General features: G+C 62.4%; 27 protein-coding genes. 1 reads left to right on the top strand and 26 read right to left on the bottom strand.

The features are described from left to right. Window positions 1-104: 104 nt before the first annotated feature. A complete protein-coding gene (locus HT051_RS07945) occupies window positions 105-647 on the top strand; it encodes an SRPBCC family protein (protein WP_174541541.1) in 543 nt (180 codons plus the stop codon). 105 nt (window positions 648-752) lie between these two features. Here HT051_RS07945 and rplQ read toward each other — a convergent pair whose 3' ends face one another. The 26 genes from rplQ to rplC form a co-directional block, all read right to left on the bottom strand. After that, entirely contained in the window at window positions 753-1,178 is a 426-nt protein-coding gene (rplQ, locus tag HT051_RS07940; RefSeq protein WP_174541540.1) for a 50S ribosomal protein L17, read from the bottom strand. A 77-nt stretch (window positions 1,179-1,255) separates the two neighbouring features. Further along, window positions 1,256-2,272 (bottom strand): DNA-directed RNA polymerase subunit alpha, encoded by a 1,017-nt coding sequence (locus tag HT051_RS07935; RefSeq protein ID WP_174541539.1) that lies wholly within the window; start codon window positions 2,270-2,272, stop codon window positions 1,256-1,258. An 82-nt stretch (window positions 2,273-2,354) separates the two neighbouring features. Further along, a complete protein-coding gene (rpsK, locus tag HT051_RS07930) occupies window positions 2,355-2,744 on the bottom strand; it encodes a 30S ribosomal protein S11 (protein ID WP_174541538.1) in 390 nt (129 codons plus the stop codon). 70 nt (window positions 2,745-2,814) lie between these two features. After that, window positions 2,815-3,183 carry a 30S ribosomal protein S13 gene (rpsM, locus tag HT051_RS07925; protein WP_174541537.1) on the bottom strand — a complete coding sequence of 123 codons (369 nt, stop codon included), beginning with the start codon at window positions 3,181-3,183 and terminating at the stop codon, window positions 2,815-2,817. A gap of 179 nt (window positions 3,184-3,362) precedes the next feature. Continuing rightward, on the bottom strand, window positions 3,363-4,028 hold the full coding sequence (locus HT051_RS07920) for an adenylate kinase (RefSeq protein ID WP_174541536.1): 666 nt from the start codon (window positions 4,026-4,028) through the stop codon (window positions 3,363-3,365). After that, window positions 4,025-5,359, bottom strand: coding sequence for a preprotein translocase subunit SecY (gene secY / locus HT051_RS07915; protein ID WP_174541535.1), 1,335 nt, complete (start codon window positions 5,357-5,359; stop codon window positions 4,025-4,027). Before secY ends, HT051_RS07920 begins: the two co-directional genes overlap by 4 nt. Window positions 5,360-5,421: 62 nt before the next feature. Then, complete coding sequence (gene rplO / locus HT051_RS07910; protein WP_174541534.1) at window positions 5,422-6,009, bottom strand: 50S ribosomal protein L15; 588 nt, start codon at window positions 6,007-6,009, stop codon at window positions 5,422-5,424. 28 nt (window positions 6,010-6,037) lie between these two features. Continuing rightward, complete coding sequence (gene rpmD / locus HT051_RS07905) at window positions 6,038-6,241, bottom strand: 50S ribosomal protein L30 (RefSeq protein ID WP_174541533.1); 204 nt, start codon at window positions 6,239-6,241, stop codon at window positions 6,038-6,040. A 30-nt stretch (window positions 6,242-6,271) separates the two neighbouring features. After that, window positions 6,272-6,850 (bottom strand): 30S ribosomal protein S5, encoded by a 579-nt coding sequence (gene rpsE / locus HT051_RS07900; RefSeq protein WP_174541532.1) that lies wholly within the window; start codon window positions 6,848-6,850, stop codon window positions 6,272-6,274. 22 nt (window positions 6,851-6,872) lie between these two features. After that, window positions 6,873-7,235: a 50S ribosomal protein L18 gene (gene rplR, locus HT051_RS07895; RefSeq protein WP_174541531.1), complete on the bottom strand. Its 363-nt coding sequence runs from the start codon at window positions 7,233-7,235 to the stop codon at window positions 6,873-6,875. Window positions 7,236-7,237: 2 nt separating this feature from the next. Next, window positions 7,238-7,771 carry a 50S ribosomal protein L6 gene (gene rplF / locus HT051_RS07890; protein ID WP_174541530.1) on the bottom strand — a complete coding sequence of 178 codons (534 nt, stop codon included), beginning with the start codon at window positions 7,769-7,771 and terminating at the stop codon, window positions 7,238-7,240. Window positions 7,772-7,794: 23 nt separating this feature from the next. Next, window positions 7,795-8,193, bottom strand: a complete 399-nt coding sequence (gene rpsH, locus HT051_RS07885) for a 30S ribosomal protein S8 (protein WP_174541529.1) — start codon at window positions 8,191-8,193, stop codon at window positions 7,795-7,797. A gap of 11 nt (window positions 8,194-8,204) precedes the next feature. Continuing rightward, a complete protein-coding gene (gene rpsN / locus HT051_RS07880) occupies window positions 8,205-8,510 on the bottom strand; it encodes a 30S ribosomal protein S14 (protein WP_174541528.1) in 306 nt (101 codons plus the stop codon). Window positions 8,511-8,544: 34 nt separating this feature from the next. Next, window positions 8,545-9,102, bottom strand: coding sequence for a 50S ribosomal protein L5 (rplE, locus tag HT051_RS07875; protein ID WP_174541527.1), 558 nt, complete (start codon window positions 9,100-9,102; stop codon window positions 8,545-8,547). Next, complete coding sequence (gene rplX / locus HT051_RS07870; protein WP_208454293.1) at window positions 9,095-9,418, bottom strand: 50S ribosomal protein L24; 324 nt, start codon at window positions 9,416-9,418, stop codon at window positions 9,095-9,097. Before rplX ends, rplE begins: the two co-directional genes overlap by 8 nt. Before the next feature lie 2 nt (window positions 9,419-9,420). Next, window positions 9,421-9,789: a 50S ribosomal protein L14 gene (gene rplN, locus HT051_RS07865; RefSeq protein WP_174541526.1), complete on the bottom strand. Its 369-nt coding sequence runs from the start codon at window positions 9,787-9,789 to the stop codon at window positions 9,421-9,423. 28 nt (window positions 9,790-9,817) lie between these two features. Beyond that, complete coding sequence (gene rpsQ, locus HT051_RS07860) at window positions 9,818-10,060, bottom strand: 30S ribosomal protein S17 (protein ID WP_174541525.1); 243 nt, start codon at window positions 10,058-10,060, stop codon at window positions 9,818-9,820. Window positions 10,061-10,071: 11 nt separating this feature from the next. Then, window positions 10,072-10,272 carry a 50S ribosomal protein L29 gene (gene rpmC / locus HT051_RS07855; RefSeq protein ID WP_174541524.1) on the bottom strand — a complete coding sequence of 67 codons (201 nt, stop codon included), beginning with the start codon at window positions 10,270-10,272 and terminating at the stop codon, window positions 10,072-10,074. A 15-nt stretch (window positions 10,273-10,287) separates the two neighbouring features. Next, window positions 10,288-10,701 (bottom strand): 50S ribosomal protein L16, encoded by a 414-nt coding sequence (gene rplP / locus HT051_RS07850; RefSeq protein ID WP_174541523.1) that lies wholly within the window; start codon window positions 10,699-10,701, stop codon window positions 10,288-10,290. A gap of 21 nt (window positions 10,702-10,722) precedes the next feature. Continuing rightward, window positions 10,723-11,445 carry a 30S ribosomal protein S3 gene (gene rpsC, locus HT051_RS07845; protein ID WP_174541522.1) on the bottom strand — a complete coding sequence of 241 codons (723 nt, stop codon included), beginning with the start codon at window positions 11,443-11,445 and terminating at the stop codon, window positions 10,723-10,725. Next, complete coding sequence (gene rplV, locus HT051_RS07840; RefSeq protein ID WP_174541521.1) at window positions 11,445-11,825, bottom strand: 50S ribosomal protein L22; 381 nt, start codon at window positions 11,823-11,825, stop codon at window positions 11,445-11,447. Before rplV ends, rpsC begins: the two co-directional genes overlap by 1 nt. Window positions 11,826-11,828: 3 nt before the next feature. Beyond that, window positions 11,829-12,107 (bottom strand): 30S ribosomal protein S19, encoded by a 279-nt coding sequence (gene rpsS, locus HT051_RS07835; RefSeq protein WP_174541520.1) that lies wholly within the window; start codon window positions 12,105-12,107, stop codon window positions 11,829-11,831. A 5-nt stretch (window positions 12,108-12,112) separates the two neighbouring features. Further along, window positions 12,113-12,952, bottom strand: a complete 840-nt coding sequence (gene rplB, locus HT051_RS07830; protein WP_174541519.1) for a 50S ribosomal protein L2 — start codon at window positions 12,950-12,952, stop codon at window positions 12,113-12,115. A gap of 4 nt (window positions 12,953-12,956) precedes the next feature. Next, complete coding sequence (locus HT051_RS07825) at window positions 12,957-13,250, bottom strand: 50S ribosomal protein L23 (RefSeq protein WP_174541518.1); 294 nt, start codon at window positions 13,248-13,250, stop codon at window positions 12,957-12,959. Further along, window positions 13,247-13,867 carry a 50S ribosomal protein L4 gene (rplD, locus tag HT051_RS07820; RefSeq protein ID WP_174541517.1) on the bottom strand — a complete coding sequence of 207 codons (621 nt, stop codon included), beginning with the start codon at window positions 13,865-13,867 and terminating at the stop codon, window positions 13,247-13,249. The genes HT051_RS07825 and rplD overlap by 4 nt, the downstream gene beginning before the upstream one ends. After that, window positions 13,867-14,634, bottom strand: coding sequence for a 50S ribosomal protein L3 (rplC, locus tag HT051_RS07815; protein WP_174541516.1), 768 nt, complete (start codon window positions 14,632-14,634; stop codon window positions 13,867-13,869). Before rplC ends, rplD begins: the two co-directional genes overlap by 1 nt. Between the last annotated feature and the right edge of the window lie 11 nt (window positions 14,635-14,645).

Here is a 14,645-nt window from a genome sequence, read left to right as displayed (position 1 = left end):
GAAACCGGACGGAAAAAGAGCAAGAGGCTTGCCCCAACTTCCCGTTTTACTAGGATGCCGGAATAACGCCGAAACACGAAACAACGGTAATATGGAGGAAAAACATGCCCATTTTGAGAGGGGCTCTGCTCGCAGGCGCGGTTCTGGTCGCCACCAGCTCCGCCGCTTACGCGATCGACGTTAAGACCCGCATCGAAGCCCCCGGCCTGCCCGACCAGGTTTGGGCCCAGATCGGCGCCTTCTGCGACATCGCCAAATGGCACCCCGCCGTCACCGATTGCTCCGAGAAGAAGGATGGCGACGATACCGTCCGCACCCTGACCCTCGGCGATGGCGGCAAGATCGTCGAGGAGCTCGGAGACACCGACGCGCACAGCTACAGCTACGAGATCCTGGAAAGCCCCCTGCCGGTGAAGGATTACGAGGCCAAGCTCTGGGTCGAGAAGGACGATGAGCCGGACCGCACCGTGATCTACTGGACGGCCGATTTCGATGCTGCCGACGGTTCCACCGACAAGGAAGCCGAGAAGGTCATCACCGGCATCTTCAAAGCCGGCCTGAAGGGCATCAAGGAAAACGCCATCAAGGCCTATGACGAGCGCGAGGGCATCGAGTACACCGCGCCCGAAGTGCACGGTAAGGAGTAAGCCGCGCACGGCCTCATCGGGCCTCTCCGAGGCCAGACAAAACAAAACGCGCCGGGGAAACCCTCGGCGCGTTTTTTGTTGCTTGGATGGAAAAGGCTTCGGGCTTTACGCCGCGGCGGCCTCTTCATCGCTGAAGTCCTGGGTCGGACCGGAATCCTGCCCCTTGGCCTCCACGTCGCGATCGACGAACTCGATCACCGCAACCGGCGCCGAATCGCCGTAGCGGAAACCGGCCTTCAGCACGCGGGTATAGCCGCCCGGACGCTCCGCATAGCGCGGGCCCAGCACCTCGAACAGCTTCTTGACCATGTCCTCGTCGCGCACCTTGGCAATCGCCTGGCGGCGGGCATGCAGGTCGCCGCGCTTGGCGAGCGTCACCAGACGGTCCGCAACACGGCGCAGCTCTTTCGCTTTCGGCAGCGTGGTGACGATCTGCTCATGCTTGATCAGAGCAGCCGCCATATTGCCGAACAGCGCCTTGCGGTGACTGACCGTGCGATTGAGCCTCCGGCCGGCTTTACGATGGCGCATCTCTTTTAACTCCCTTGCGGCGCTTTCCGCCCCGCCCTTCTTCTTTGCTCCGGCGGGTTAGGCCGGAAAAGCCGTTCCTAGTAATGGTCCTCGAAGCGCTTGGCCAGCTCTTCGATATTCTCCGGCGGCCAATCCGGCACTTCCATGCCCAGATGCAGGCCCATGCCGGCGAGTACTTCCTTGATCTCGTTCAGCGACTTGCGGCCGAAATTCGGCGTGCGCAGCATCTCCGCCTCGGTCTTCTGAATCAGGTCGCCGATATAGACGATGTTGTCGTTCTTCAGGCAGTTGGCCGAACGCACCGACAGCTCCAGCTCGTCCACCTTCTTCAGCAGCGCCGCGTTGAACACCAGCTCCGGCGGGTGCTCCAGGGTCTGCTCCTTCTTCGGCTCCTCGAAATTGACGAACACCGAAAGCTGATCCTGCAGGATGCGGGCGGCCAGCGCCACGGCATCCTCCGGCTTCACCGAGCCGTTGGTCTGAACGTCCATGGTCAGCTTGTCGTAGTCGAGGATCTGCCCCTCGCGGGTATGCTCGACCTTGTAGGAGACCTTGCGCACCGGGCTGAACAGCGAATCCACCGGGATGAAGCCGATCGGCGCATCGTCGGGACGGTTGCGCTCGGCCTGAACATAGCCCTTGCCCACCGAGGTGGTGAACTCCATGCGGATCGAGGCGCCGTCATCCAGCGTGCAGATCACGTGGTCGGGATTGAGAATCTCCACATCGGCGCCGGTCTCGATATCGCCGGCCGTGGCCACGCCCGGCCCTTCCTTCTTCAGCATCATCCGCTTGATGCCTTCGGAATGCTGGCGGACCGCGATCTCCTTGATGTTGAGAACGATGTTGGTCACGTCCTCGCGCACACCGGGGATCGAGGAAAACTCGTGCAGCACGCCGTCGATATGCACCGAGGTGACGGCGGCGCCCTGAAGCGAGGAAAGCAAGACGCGACGAAGCGCATTGCCCAGCGTCACGCCGAAGCCGCGTTCCAGAGGCTCTGCAACCACCATAGCGAAACGGTTGGGGTCGCGGCCCGGAATGATTTCCAGCTTCGTGGGCTTGATAAGATCTTGCCAGTTCTTGTGCAGCACCTGGGAGGCCCTTTCTTGATCAAAATATCAGGCGCCCGGTCCGGGACCGGCGCCAAAACCGCCTAAGCAAACGCCCGTGGCGTTAGACCCGGCGGCGCTTCCGCGGCCGGCAACCGTTATGCGGGATCGGCGTCACATCGCGGATCGAGGTCACCGTGAAGCCAGCGGCCTGAAGCGCCCGCAGAGCCGATTCACGGCCCGAGCCGGGACCGCGCACTTCAACCTCGAGATTCTTCATGCCGTGATCGGCCGCCTTGCGGCCAGCATCCTCGGCGGCCACCTGGGCGGCATAAGGAGTCGACTTACGCGAACCCTTGAACCCCATGGCACCGGCCGAAGACCACGAGATGGCATTGCCCTGCGCATCGGTGATGGTGATCATGGTGTTGTTGAAGCTCGCATGCACATGGGCCACGCCCGATGTGATGTTCTTCTTTTCGCGGCGGCGAAGACGCGTCTTTTCTCTAGCCATTCTTTAAATCCCGCATGCTTCGGGCCGCTAAGACGGAAATAAGCGTCATCAGCGCCCGATCAAGGCCTCGTTACTTCTTCTTGCCGGCGATCGGCTTGGCCGGCCCTTTACGCGTCCGCGCATTGGTGCTGGTCCGCTGACCGCGCACCGGAAGACCGCGCCGATGGCGCAGCCCGCGATAGCAGCCGAGATCCATCAACCGCTTGATATTCATTGCAACTTCGCGCCGCAGATCGCCCTCCACGACATAGTCGCGGTCGATCACTTCGCGAATTTGGCTGACCTCGGCATCGGTCAGCTCATTCACACGCCGCTCCCGCGGAATACTCGTCTTCGCGCAAATTTCCTGGGCAAAGGTATCGCCGATGCCATGGATATATGTGAGCGCGATCTCAACCCGCTTATTGGTCGGGATGTTCACACCTGCAATTCGGGCCACGAAGCTGTCTCCTCGAACACGCCCCAGCGTGTTGTAATCAAAGCTAAAAATTCCGGTGAAGCACAGAAAGACCGATCCGGGCTACGGTGATACCCCAGGATCGGTGGCTCTTCTCCAGCGATGGATCGAGGCACTTCTAACGATTCCGCTTGACAAGGTCAACATCAGCTTTGCGCTTACTACGTGTTTACCTTGTCAGCGACGCCATCAAGCACCTTGCCGATCTCTTCTTGCACCTGGTCGATATCGGCCATGCCATCGACCTCACGCAATTTCCCTTGTTTCTTGTAGAAGGCGACCAGCGGCTCGGTCTGCTCGTGATACGCCTTCAGCCGCGACCGGACCACCTCTTCGGTGTCGTCCTTGCGGCGCACAAATTCCGTCGATCCGCAGCGGTCGCAAACGCCGGCGACCTTGGGCTGCTTGAACTCGTCGTGATAGCCCTCACCGCATTTGGCGCAGGCAAAGCGGCCGGTGATACGCTGAACCAGCTTATCGTCGTCCACCGCCATCTCGATCACGACGTCCACCTGATCGCCGCGCTCGGCCATCAGCTTGTCCAGCGCCTCGGCCTGCGGAATGGTGCGCGGAAACCCGTCGAGGATGTAGCCGGCATCGTTGCCTTCGTCCATCCGCTCCGAGATCAGCCCGATCACCAGATCGTCCGGCACCAGCTCGCCCCGCGCCATGATCTTCTCGGCCTCCTGGCCGAGCGGCGTGCCGGCCTTCACGGCCGCCCGCAGCATGTCGCCGGTAGAAAGCTGCACCATGTGGCGCTGTTCCACGATTTTCGCCGCCTGCGTCCCCTTACCGGCACCGGGCGGTCCGACGAGGATCAGGTTCATCTGCGGCGCGCCCCGCGGAGCTTCGCCTTCTTGATGAGGCCTTCATATTGATGGGCGAGCAAATGGCTCTGCACCTGGGCCACCGTATCCATGGTCACACTGACCACGATGAGCAGCGATGTGCCGCCGAAATAGAATGGCACGCCCGCATAGGCGATCAGGATCTCAGGCAGCACGCAGACCGCGGCGAGATAGATCGCGCCCACCACCGTGATCCGGGTCAGCACGTAGTCGATATATTCGGCCGTGCGCTCGCCGGGACGGATGCCGGGAATGAAGCCGCCATACTTCTTCAGATTCTCGGCCGTCTCCTGCGGGTTGAACACCACCGCCGTGTAGAAGAAGGCGAAGAACACGATCAGCGCAACATAGATCACGATATGCAGCGGCGCGCCGCGGCCCAGAGCCGTGGTGATCGTGGTCAGCCATTCCGGTCCTTGGCCAGCGGAGAAGTTGGCCACCGTGATCGGCAGCAGCAGCAGCGAGGAGGCGAAGATCGGCGGGATCACGCCGGCGCTGTTCAGCTTCAGCGGCAGATGCGAGGCATCGCCCTGGAACATGCGGTTGCCCACCTGGCGCTTCGGATACTGCACCAGAAGCCGGCGCTGCGCCCGCTCCATGAAGACGATGACGCCGATCACCACCACCGCCATCACCAGGATGGCGAGGATCAGCGTGGTCGACAGCGCCCCTTCCCGGCCGAGCTCCAGCGTGCCGGCGACGGCGTGCGGCAGCTGCGCGACGATGCCGGCGAAGATGATCAGCGAGATACCGTTGCCGACGCCGCGGGCGGTGATCTGCTCGCCGAGCCACATCAGGAACACGGTGCCGCCGACCAGGGTGATCACCGTGGTCATGCGGAAGAACATGCCCGGATCGATCACCGCATTGCCGGCGCCCTCCAGACCCACGGCGATGCCGTAGCCCTGCAGCGCCGCCAGGATCACCGTGCCGTAGCGGGTATATTGGTTGATCTGGCGCCTGCCCTGTTCGCCTTCCTTCTTGAGCTGCTCAAGATGCGGCGAGACCGTGGTCAGGAGCTGGATGATAATCGAGGCCGAGATATACGGCATGATGTTCAAGGCGAAGATCGCCATACGTCCCACGGCGCCGCCGGAGAACATGTTGAACATGCCGAGAATGCCGGACTGGTTCTGCTGGAACAGATCCGCCAGAGCCTGCGGGTTCACACCCGGAATCGGGATGTAAGTGCCGAGCCGGTAGACCAGAAGCGCACCCAGTGTGAACCAGATGCGCTTCTTCAGCTCGTCGGCCTTGGCAAAGGCCGCGAAATTCAGATTCGAGACAAGCTGTTCAGCAGCAGAAGCCATGAGCGGTCGTTCCCTTCCCGCGACGAAAGCGGCCAGGGACCGCTTAATGCGTCACGCCGGCCTTAATCGTCTTTCTTGGACGCGTCGCCGGAAGCCTTAGCCTCGTCGGCGCCACTATCATCCTTGGCCGCCTTCGCGGCTTTCTTCGCAGGCTTCGCGCCCATCTCTTTGGTCTTTGCTTCCGGCTTGGCCAGAGCCTTCACCGTGACGCTGCCGCCGGCGGCTTCCACCGCCTTGATCGCGCTCTTGGTTGCGCCGGCAACCTCGAAGCTGACCTTAGCCTTCAGCTCGCCATTGCCGAGCAGACGCACGCCGTCATGCAGGCGGCGGATTAGACCCGCCTCTTTCAGCGCTTCCGCCGTCACCGGCTTCTTGCCGTCCAGCTTGCCTTCATCGATGGCGCCCTGCACCCGGCCGAGATTGATCTCGTTATAGCGCTTGGCGAAGATATTGTTGAATCCGCGCTTCGGCAGACGCCGGTCGAGCGGCATCTGACCGCCCTCGAAGCCCTTGATGGCCACGCCGGAGCGGGATTTCTGACCCTTGATGCCGTGACCGGAGGTCTTGGCAAGGCCCGAACCCGGCCCGCGCCCGACACGCTTCTTGGCGTGGGTCGCACCCGGACGGTCTTTGAGTTCGTTCAGTCGCATCGTTTCAGTCCTTCACGCCTTTAAGGCCTTACGCCTTCGGCTCGTCCTCGACCACGCGCACCAGGTGGCTCACCTTGGCGATCATGCCGCGGACCTGGGGCGTATCCTCCAGGGTCCGGCGCCGGTGCATCTTGTTCAGCCCCAGCCCGATCAGGGTCTGGCGCTGGACAGCCGGGCGGCGGATCGGGCTGCCGATCTGCTCCACGGTCACGGTGTTCTTCTTCTCGGCCATCTCGACCAACCTGTCTTTCTAATTCAGCGCTTAAGCTTCCGCCGGAGCGCCCTCGCTGGCCTCGTCGCGCCGGCGAGAAACGATCTCCGACACCTTCTTGCCGCGCCGCGCGGCGACGCCACGGGGGCTGTCTTCGCGGGTCAGGGCATCGAAGGTCGCCCGGATCATGTTGTACGGGTTGGAGGTGCCGACCGACTTGGCCACCACATCCTGGATCCCCAAGGTCTCGAACACGGCGCGCATCGGACCGCCGGCGATGATGCCGGTGCCGGGAGGCGCTGCACGCAGCACGACCTTGCCCGCGCCGTGATGGCCGGCGACGTCGTGATGCAGCGTCCGTCCCTCGCGCAGAGGAACGCGCACCATGGTCCGCTTGGCGGACTCGGTGGCCTTGCGGATCGCCTCGGGCACTTCGCGCGCCTTGCCGTGGCCGAAACCGACCCGGCCCTTCTGATCGCCGACGACGACCAGGGCTGCGAAACCGAAGCGACGACCGCCCTTCACCACCTTGGCGACGCGGTTGATATGGACGAGCTTGTCGACAAACTCGTTGTCGCGGTCATCGCGATCGCGCCCCTGCGGACCGCGTGATTGAGGACCTCGTGCCACGTCTTAGACCCTTTCTTTAAACCTAGAAATTCAGGCCGGCTTCGCGGGCGGCGTCTGCGAGCGCTTTCACGCGGCCATGATAAAGATAGCCGCCGCGATCGAAGACCACGTCCTTGACACCTGCCTTAACCGCTCTCTCGGCAACCAGCTTGCCGACGGCCTCTGCCGCCGAAACGTCGCTGCCCTTCTTGAGAGAGCCCTTCAGATCCTTATCCAGGCTGGACGCGGCGGCCATGGTCTTGCCCTCCGCATCGTCGATCACCTGGGCATAAATATGCTGCGAGGAACGGAACACCGAAAGCCGCGGCCGCCCCGTGGAAGCCCGCTTCAGCGTCTGACGCACCCGGCGTGCACGCTTGTCGAATTTGCTCGAAGTCCCGCTCATGGCTACTTCTTCTTACCTTCTTTGCGGAAGATGTATTCGTTCTCGTAGCGAACGCCCTTGCCCTTATAGGGCTCCGGCGGCCGGTACGCGCGAATCTCCGCCGCAACCTGTCCAACCTGCTGCTTGTCGATGCCCGTGACCACGATCTCGGTCGGCTTCGGGCACTGAATCTGGATGCCTTCCGGAATCGGATAGGCGACGTCGTGGCTGAACCCGAGATTGAGCTGCAGAGCCTGGCCCTGCACTGCGGCACGGTAGCCGACGCCGGTGATCTCCAGCTTCTTGGTGAAGCCCTCGGTCACGCCGGCCACCAAATTGGCGACGATCGTGCGCGACATGCCCCACATAGCCTGGGCGCGCTTCGAGTCGTCGCGCGGGGTGACGGTCAATGCGCCGTCTTCCAGCTTCGCGAGGACATCGTCGACGAGCACATGCGAGAGCTCGCCCTTGGGCCCTTTCACCGAAAGCGCCTGGCCATCCAGCGTGGCGGTGACGCCGCTCGGGATGCTCACTGGTCTTTTGCCGATACGCGACATGGTTCTTCGTCCAAAATTCGTGTCTAGAATATGTTGCAGAGAATCTCGCCGCCGACATTCTCGTTGCGTGCACGCGAGTCCGACATCACGCCCTTCGGCGTAGACAGAATCGCGACACCGAGACCGTTTGCGACAGTCGGAAGATCCCGCACCGAGGAATACACTCGCCGGCCCGGCGTGGAGACCCGCTTGATCTCTTTAATCACCGGCTCGCCGTCGAAGTATTTGAGCTCGATATCGAACTCCGAATGGCCCGTGCCGTACTCGACTTCCGAATACCCGCGGATATACCCCTCCTCGACCAGCACGTCGAGAACATGCTGGCGCAGCTTGGAGGTCGGCGTCGTCACCCGGGACTTGTTGCGCAGAAGCGCGTTCCGGATGCGGGTCAGCATATCGCCCAAGGGATCGTTGATGCTCATGGACCGGTCCCCTACCAGCTCGACTTCACCATGCCCGGGATTAGGCCATTGCTGCCCAGCTCCCGCAACATGATGCGCGACAGTTTCAGCTTGCGGTAATACCCGCGCGGACGCCCCGTAACCTCGCAACGGTTGTGAATCCGCACCGGCGAAGCATTGCGCGGCAGCTCGGCGAGCTTGAGCCGCGCCGCGAAGCGCTCTTCGGCCGGAAGGCTGCGGTCCGAAGCGATCTGCTTCAGACGCGTCCGGCGCGTGTTGTACTCTTTAGCCAAGCGGCGGCGTTTCTTATCCCGCTCAACCATGCTGGTCTTTGCCATTCATTCCTCCTTCGAGAGCAGGCTCTCGCTAGCCTTACCCACGGAACGGAAAGTTGAAGCCCTTCAGCAGCGCGCGCGCTTCGTCGTCGCTCGCCGCCGTCGTGCAGACGATGATGTCCAGACCCCGGATCTCGTCGACCTTGTCGTAGTCGATCTCAGGGAAGATGATGTGCTCCTTCAGACCCATGGCGTAGTTGCCACGGCCGTCGAAGCTCTTCGGATTGAGCCCGCGGAAGTCGCGCACACGCGGCAGCGCGATATTCACCAGGCGATCCAGGAACTCATACATACGGGCCTTGCGAAGGGTCACCTTGGCGCCGACCGGCATACCTTCGCGCAGCTTGAAGCCGGCGATGGATTTGCGCGCCCGGGTCACCACCGGCTTCTGGCCGGCGATCTGCGACAGGTCGGCCGCAGCCGAGTTGACCTTCTTCGAATCGGCAACCGCCTCGCCGACACCCATATTCAGCACGATCTTCTCGAGCCGGGGCACCTGCATCGGATTCTGGTAGCCGAATTCCTTGACCAGCTCGCCCTTGAGCACCGCGTTGTAATGCTCTTTCAGGCGCGGCGTATAACCGTTATCAGCCATCGATGACCTCGCCCGAGCGCTTCGCGAAGCGAACTTTGCGCCCGTCTTTCAAAAACTTGTATCCAACCCGGGTCGGCTCGCCGTCCTTCGGATCCTCGATCGCAAGGTTGGAAACGTGGATCGGCGCCTCTTTGGCGACGATACCGCCTTCCTCGGACGGGGTCTGACGCTGATGCTTGCGCATCATCGCCACGCCCTGCACCACCGCGCGGTTCTCCGACGGGATCACGCGCAGCACCTCGCCCTTCTTGCCCTTGTCCTTACCGGAAGTGACGACGACCTTGTCGCCCTTGCGGATTTTCATCTTCGTCGCCATCGCTACAGAACCTCCGGCGCCAAGCTGACAATCTTCATGTGCTTCTTGGCGCGAAGCTCGCGGGTGACCGGGCCGAAAATACGGGTACCCACCGGCTCACCCTGCGCATTCACCAACACCGCCGCATTGCGGTCGAAACGGATCAAGCTGCCATCGGCACGGCGCACACCCTTGGCGGTACGCACCACGATGGCCCGCATCACCTGGCCCTTCTTCACACGGCCGCGCGGGATCGCTTCCTTCACGCTGACCACGATCGTGTCGCCGATCGAAGCGTATTTCCGCTTCGATCCGCCCAGCACCTTGATGCACTGGACGCGCCTCGCACCGGAGTTGTCGGCGACATCGAGATTTGACTGCATCTGAATCATCGAACTTGATCCTTCTCGAAACGCCTACCTACGCCGAGGCCCCGCGGGGCAGAACGGCCCAACTCTTATGCTTCGAAATCGGCGCGCATTCCTCGATGCGAACGATATCGCCGATCTTGTATTCATTGCCCTCGTCATGGGCCTGATAGTTCTTCGACCGGCGCACCGTCTTGCGCAGCAGCGGATGCGTGAAGCGACGCTCCACCTTCACCACGACGGTCTTGTCGTTTTTGTCGCTCACCACGACACCTTGCAGAATTCGCTTCGGCATCTTCTTCGTCCTTAAGCTTTCGCGGCGGCGGTCTTCTCGCTCGCAATCGTTTTGATGCGAGCGATATCCCGGCGCACTTGCCGCATCCGCGCCGTGTTCTCCAACTGGCCGGACGCAGCCTGGAAGCGCAGGTTGAACTGCTCTTTCTTCAGCTTGATCAGCTCGTCGTCGAGCTGGTCGGCCGTCATGTCGCGAATCTCGACCGGCTTCATAACTTCTATCCTCACCTAACCTTCGACGCGCGCCACGACGCGGGTCTTCAGCGGCAGCTTGGCAGCCGCCAGACGCAGCGCCTCGCGCGCCACAGCATCGTTCACGCCGTCGATCTCGAACATCACACGGCCTGGCTTCACCTTGGCCGCCCAATATTCCGGCGAACCCTTACCCTTACCCATGCGCACTTCGGTCGGCTTCTTGGAGATCGGCGTATCCGGGAAGATACGGATCCACACGCGGCCGGCGCGCTTCATCTGGCGGGTCATGGCACGACGTGCAGCCTCGATCTGCCGCGCCGTGATGCGAGCGGGCTCCTGTGCCTTCAGCCCATAGGTGCCGAAGTTCAGGCTGACCCCGCCCGTGGCGACGCCGTGAATGCGGCCCTTATGGGCCTTGCGGTATTTCGTACGCTTCGGTTGCAGCATCGTAATTCAGCCTTTCGCCCGTTACGCCCGGGCCGGCGCGTTGTCCCGGCGGGAACCGCCAGACCGGCCACCCTCCTGGGCGTCCATCGCGCGGGTTTCCTGCGCCATCGGGTCGTGATCCATGATCTCGCCCTTGAAGATCCAAACCTTGATGCCGATGATCCCATAGGCGGTGCGCGCCAGCGCGGTGCCGTAATCGATATCGGCGCGTAGCGTATGCAGCGGCACACGGCCTTCGCGGTACCATTCCATACGTGCAATCTCGGAGCCGCCGAGACGGCCGGAGCAGTTGATGCGGATGCCCAGCGCGCCCATGCGCATGGTCGACTGCACCGACCGCTTCATCGCCCGGCGGAAGGCCACACGGCGCTCCAGCTGCTGGGCAATATTCTCGGCCACCAGATTGGCATCGATCTCGGGCTTCCGGATCTCCACGATGTTCACGTGAACCTCGGAGTCGGTCAGCGCGGACAGCTCCTTGCGAAGCTTGTCGATATCGGTGCCCTTCTTGCCGATCAGGATACCCGGACGCGCGGTGTGAATGGTCACACGGCACTTCTTATGCGGGCGCTCGATCACGACCTTGGAAATGCCGGCCTGCTTGCGGGACTTCAAGATATGCTCGCGCATCTTGATGTCTTCGTGCAGCAGACGGGCATATTCGTCGCCGGATGCGAACCAGCGGGAATCCCAGGTGCGGTTGACGCCGAGCCGGAGCCCGATCGGGTTGATTTTCTGTCCCATTAAGCAGCGTCCTCAGCTTGGCGCACGACAACGGTGATCTGCGCGAACGGCTTCAAGATACGCGCCGCCCGGCCACGGGCACGCGGCTTGATGCGTTTCATCACCAGCCCCTTGCCGACATAGGCCTCTTTGACGACCAGCGAATCCACGTCGAGATCGTGATTGTTCTCGGCATTCGCAATCGCCGACTGCAGCGTCTTCTTGACGTCCTGAGCGATGCGCTTGCGCGAAAATTCGAGATCGGCGAGCGCGCGGTCCACCTTCTTGCCCCGGATCAGCTGGGCAAGCAGATTCAGCTTCTGCGGGCTGACGCGCAGCAGACGGGTGACCGCCTGCGCCTCGTTCTCCGCCAGTTTACGCTCGCGATGCGGCTTACCCATCGCTTACTTCCTTCTCGCCTTGCGGTCCGCCGAATGACCGAAATAGGTCCTGGTCGGGGCGAACTCGCCGAATTTGTGACCCACCATGTCCTCGGTAACGAGAACCGGAATATGCTTCTGCCCGTTATGGACACCGAAGGTCAGACCGACGAACTGCGGCAGGATCGTCGAACGGCGCGACCACATCTTGATCACCGCGCTCGAGCCGCTGTCCCGCGCCTTCTCCGCCTTCTTCAACAGGTATCCGTCGACGAACGGACCTTTCCAAACCGAACGTGCCACGGCCTTTACCCTCGCTTCTTCTTCATGTGCCGGCTGCGCAGGATGAACTTATCGCTCTCCTTGTTGCTCCGGGTCCGCTTGCCCTTGGTGGACTTGCCCCAAGGGGTCACCGGATGCCGGCCGCCGGAGGTGCGGCCCTCACCACCACCATGCGGGTGGTCGTGGGGGTTCATCACCACGCCGCGGACCGTAGGCCTGCGCCCGAGCCAACGGCTCCGGCCCGCTTTGCCGAGATTGGTATTCGAATTGTCCGGGTTGGACACCGCGCCGACCGTCGCCATGCAGGCGGCACGGACCATGCGGGTCTCTCCCGAGTTCAGCCGGATGATGGCGTAGTCGCCGTCCCGGCCGACAAGCTGCACATAGGTGCCGGCGGCGCGGGCAATCTGACCGCCCTTGCCTTCCTTCATCTCCACATTGTGGACGATGGTGCCGATCGGCATGGAAGCAAGCGGCATCGCATTGCCCGGCTTCACGTCGACCTTGGCATCGGCAATCACCGTGTCGCCCTCGGCCAGACGCTGCGGCGCCAGGATATAGGCCTGCTCGCCATCTTCGTATTTCAGCAGCGCGATGAAAGCCGTGCGGTTGGGATCGTATTCGATCCGCTCCACGAGGGCCGGCACGCCGAACTTACGACGCTTGAAATCGATCCGGCGATAGCTGCGCTTATGTCCGCCGCCACGATGCCAAGCCGAGACGCGGCCGTAATTGTTGCGGCCGCCCTTCTTCGGCAGACCTTCGGTCAGCGCCTTGACGGGCTTACCCTTCCACAGGCCGCGGCGGTCGACGAGCACCAGCTGACGCTGGCTCGAAGTCCTGGGTTTGAACGTCTTAAGGGCCATGGTCCTAAATTCCCGTCGTCACGTCGATGCGCTCGCCTTCGGCAAGACGCACGATCGCTTTCTTCATGGCGTTCTGCCGTCCCGGCACACCGCGGAACCGCTTGGTCTTGCCCTTCCGGATAGTCGTGTTGACACCGACCACCTTCACGTCGAAGAGCTTTTCGACCGCCTTCTTGATCTGATCCTTGGTGGCGTCCTTGCGAACCTTGAACACCACCTGGTTGAATTCGGAAGCCGCCGTGGACTTCTCGGTGATCACCGGCGACAGGATCACGTCGTACATGGAAGCTTGGTTCATTTGAGACGCTCCTCCAAAGCTTCCAGCGCCGCTTTCGTCAGCACCAGCTTGTCGTGGCGAAGGATGTCGTAGACGTTGATGCCCTGAACCGGGAGCACATCCACGCCCGGCAGATTGCGTGCCGCCTGGGCAAATGCCAGCTGCACCTCGTTTCCGTCGACAACCAGCACCGAACCCAGACCCAGCTTTTCGAAGCTGTCTTTCAGCTCCTTGGTCTTCGGCGCCTTCACCTCACATTTGTCCAGCACCACCAGCGCGCCCGTCTTGGCCTTGGCCGACAGGGCGTGCTTCAGAGCCAGAGCCCGGACCTTCTTGGGAAGGTCGAAGGCATGGCTGCGGGGCTTCGGCCCGAAAGCCTTGCCGCCGCCGCGGAACAGGTTGACCCGGCGGCTGCCGTGACGGGCGTTGCCGGTGCCTTTCTGGCGGAACATCTTGGCGCCGGTGGCCGAAACCTCCGAGCGGTCCTGCACCGAACGGGTGCCGGCGCGCCGCTTGGCGAGCTGATAGCGCACCATGCGATGCAAAATGTCCTCGCGCGGCTCGAGACCGAACACGGCATCGGAAAGATCGACCGTGCCCGCCTTCTTGGCGTCGAGCGTGGTTACGTTCGCCTGCATTACTCTTCGCTCCCGCCTTCTGCCGGGGCCGCAGCCTCGGCACTGTCAGCTTCCGGCTCGGCCTTGGCCTCAGCCTTCGGGCTTGCGCCGTTGGCCGGCTTGAATGCGCCCGGCTTCGGAGCCTCGTCCGGCAGCGAACGCTTCACCGCATCGGACAGAAGCACCCAGCCGCCCTTGGCGCCCGGAACCGCACCGGAGACCATGATCAGGCCACGCTCCACATCGGTCCGAACGACCTTGAGGTTCTGCGTGGTGACCTTCACGTCACCCATATGGCCGGCCATCTTCTTGCCTTTGAAGACCTTGCCCGGATCCTGGCTGTTACCGGTCGAACCGTGGCTACGATGGCTGATCGACACGCCGTGCGAGGCGCGAAGACCGCCAAAGCCGTGCCGCTTCATGCCGCCAGCAAAGCCCTTGCCGATCGAGGTGCCAGAGACATCCACGAACTGGCCTTCGACGAAATGGTCGGCGGTGAACTCCGCGCCCACATCGATCAAGTTCTCAGGGCTCACCCGGAACTCGGCCATGCGCCGCTTGGGCTCCACCTCGACGGCGGCAAACTGCCCCCGCTGCGCCTTGGACAGACGCTTGGCCTTGGCAAGACCGGCACCGAGTTGCAGCGCCGTATAGCCGTTTTTCTCAGAAGTCCGCTGACCGACAACCTGACAGTTGTCCAGCTTCAACACCGTGACCGGGATATGTTCTCCCGCCTCGGTGAAGATCCTGGTCATGCCGACCTTCTGTGCGATGACACCTGATCGCATCGATCTAATTC

The organism is Methyloligella sp. GL2 (assembly GCF_013341275.1).
In the GTDB taxonomy this organism is placed as follows: domain Bacteria; phylum Pseudomonadota; class Alphaproteobacteria; order Rhizobiales; family Methyloligellaceae; genus Methyloligella.
This window is presented reverse-complemented; position numbering and strand designations above follow the sequence as displayed.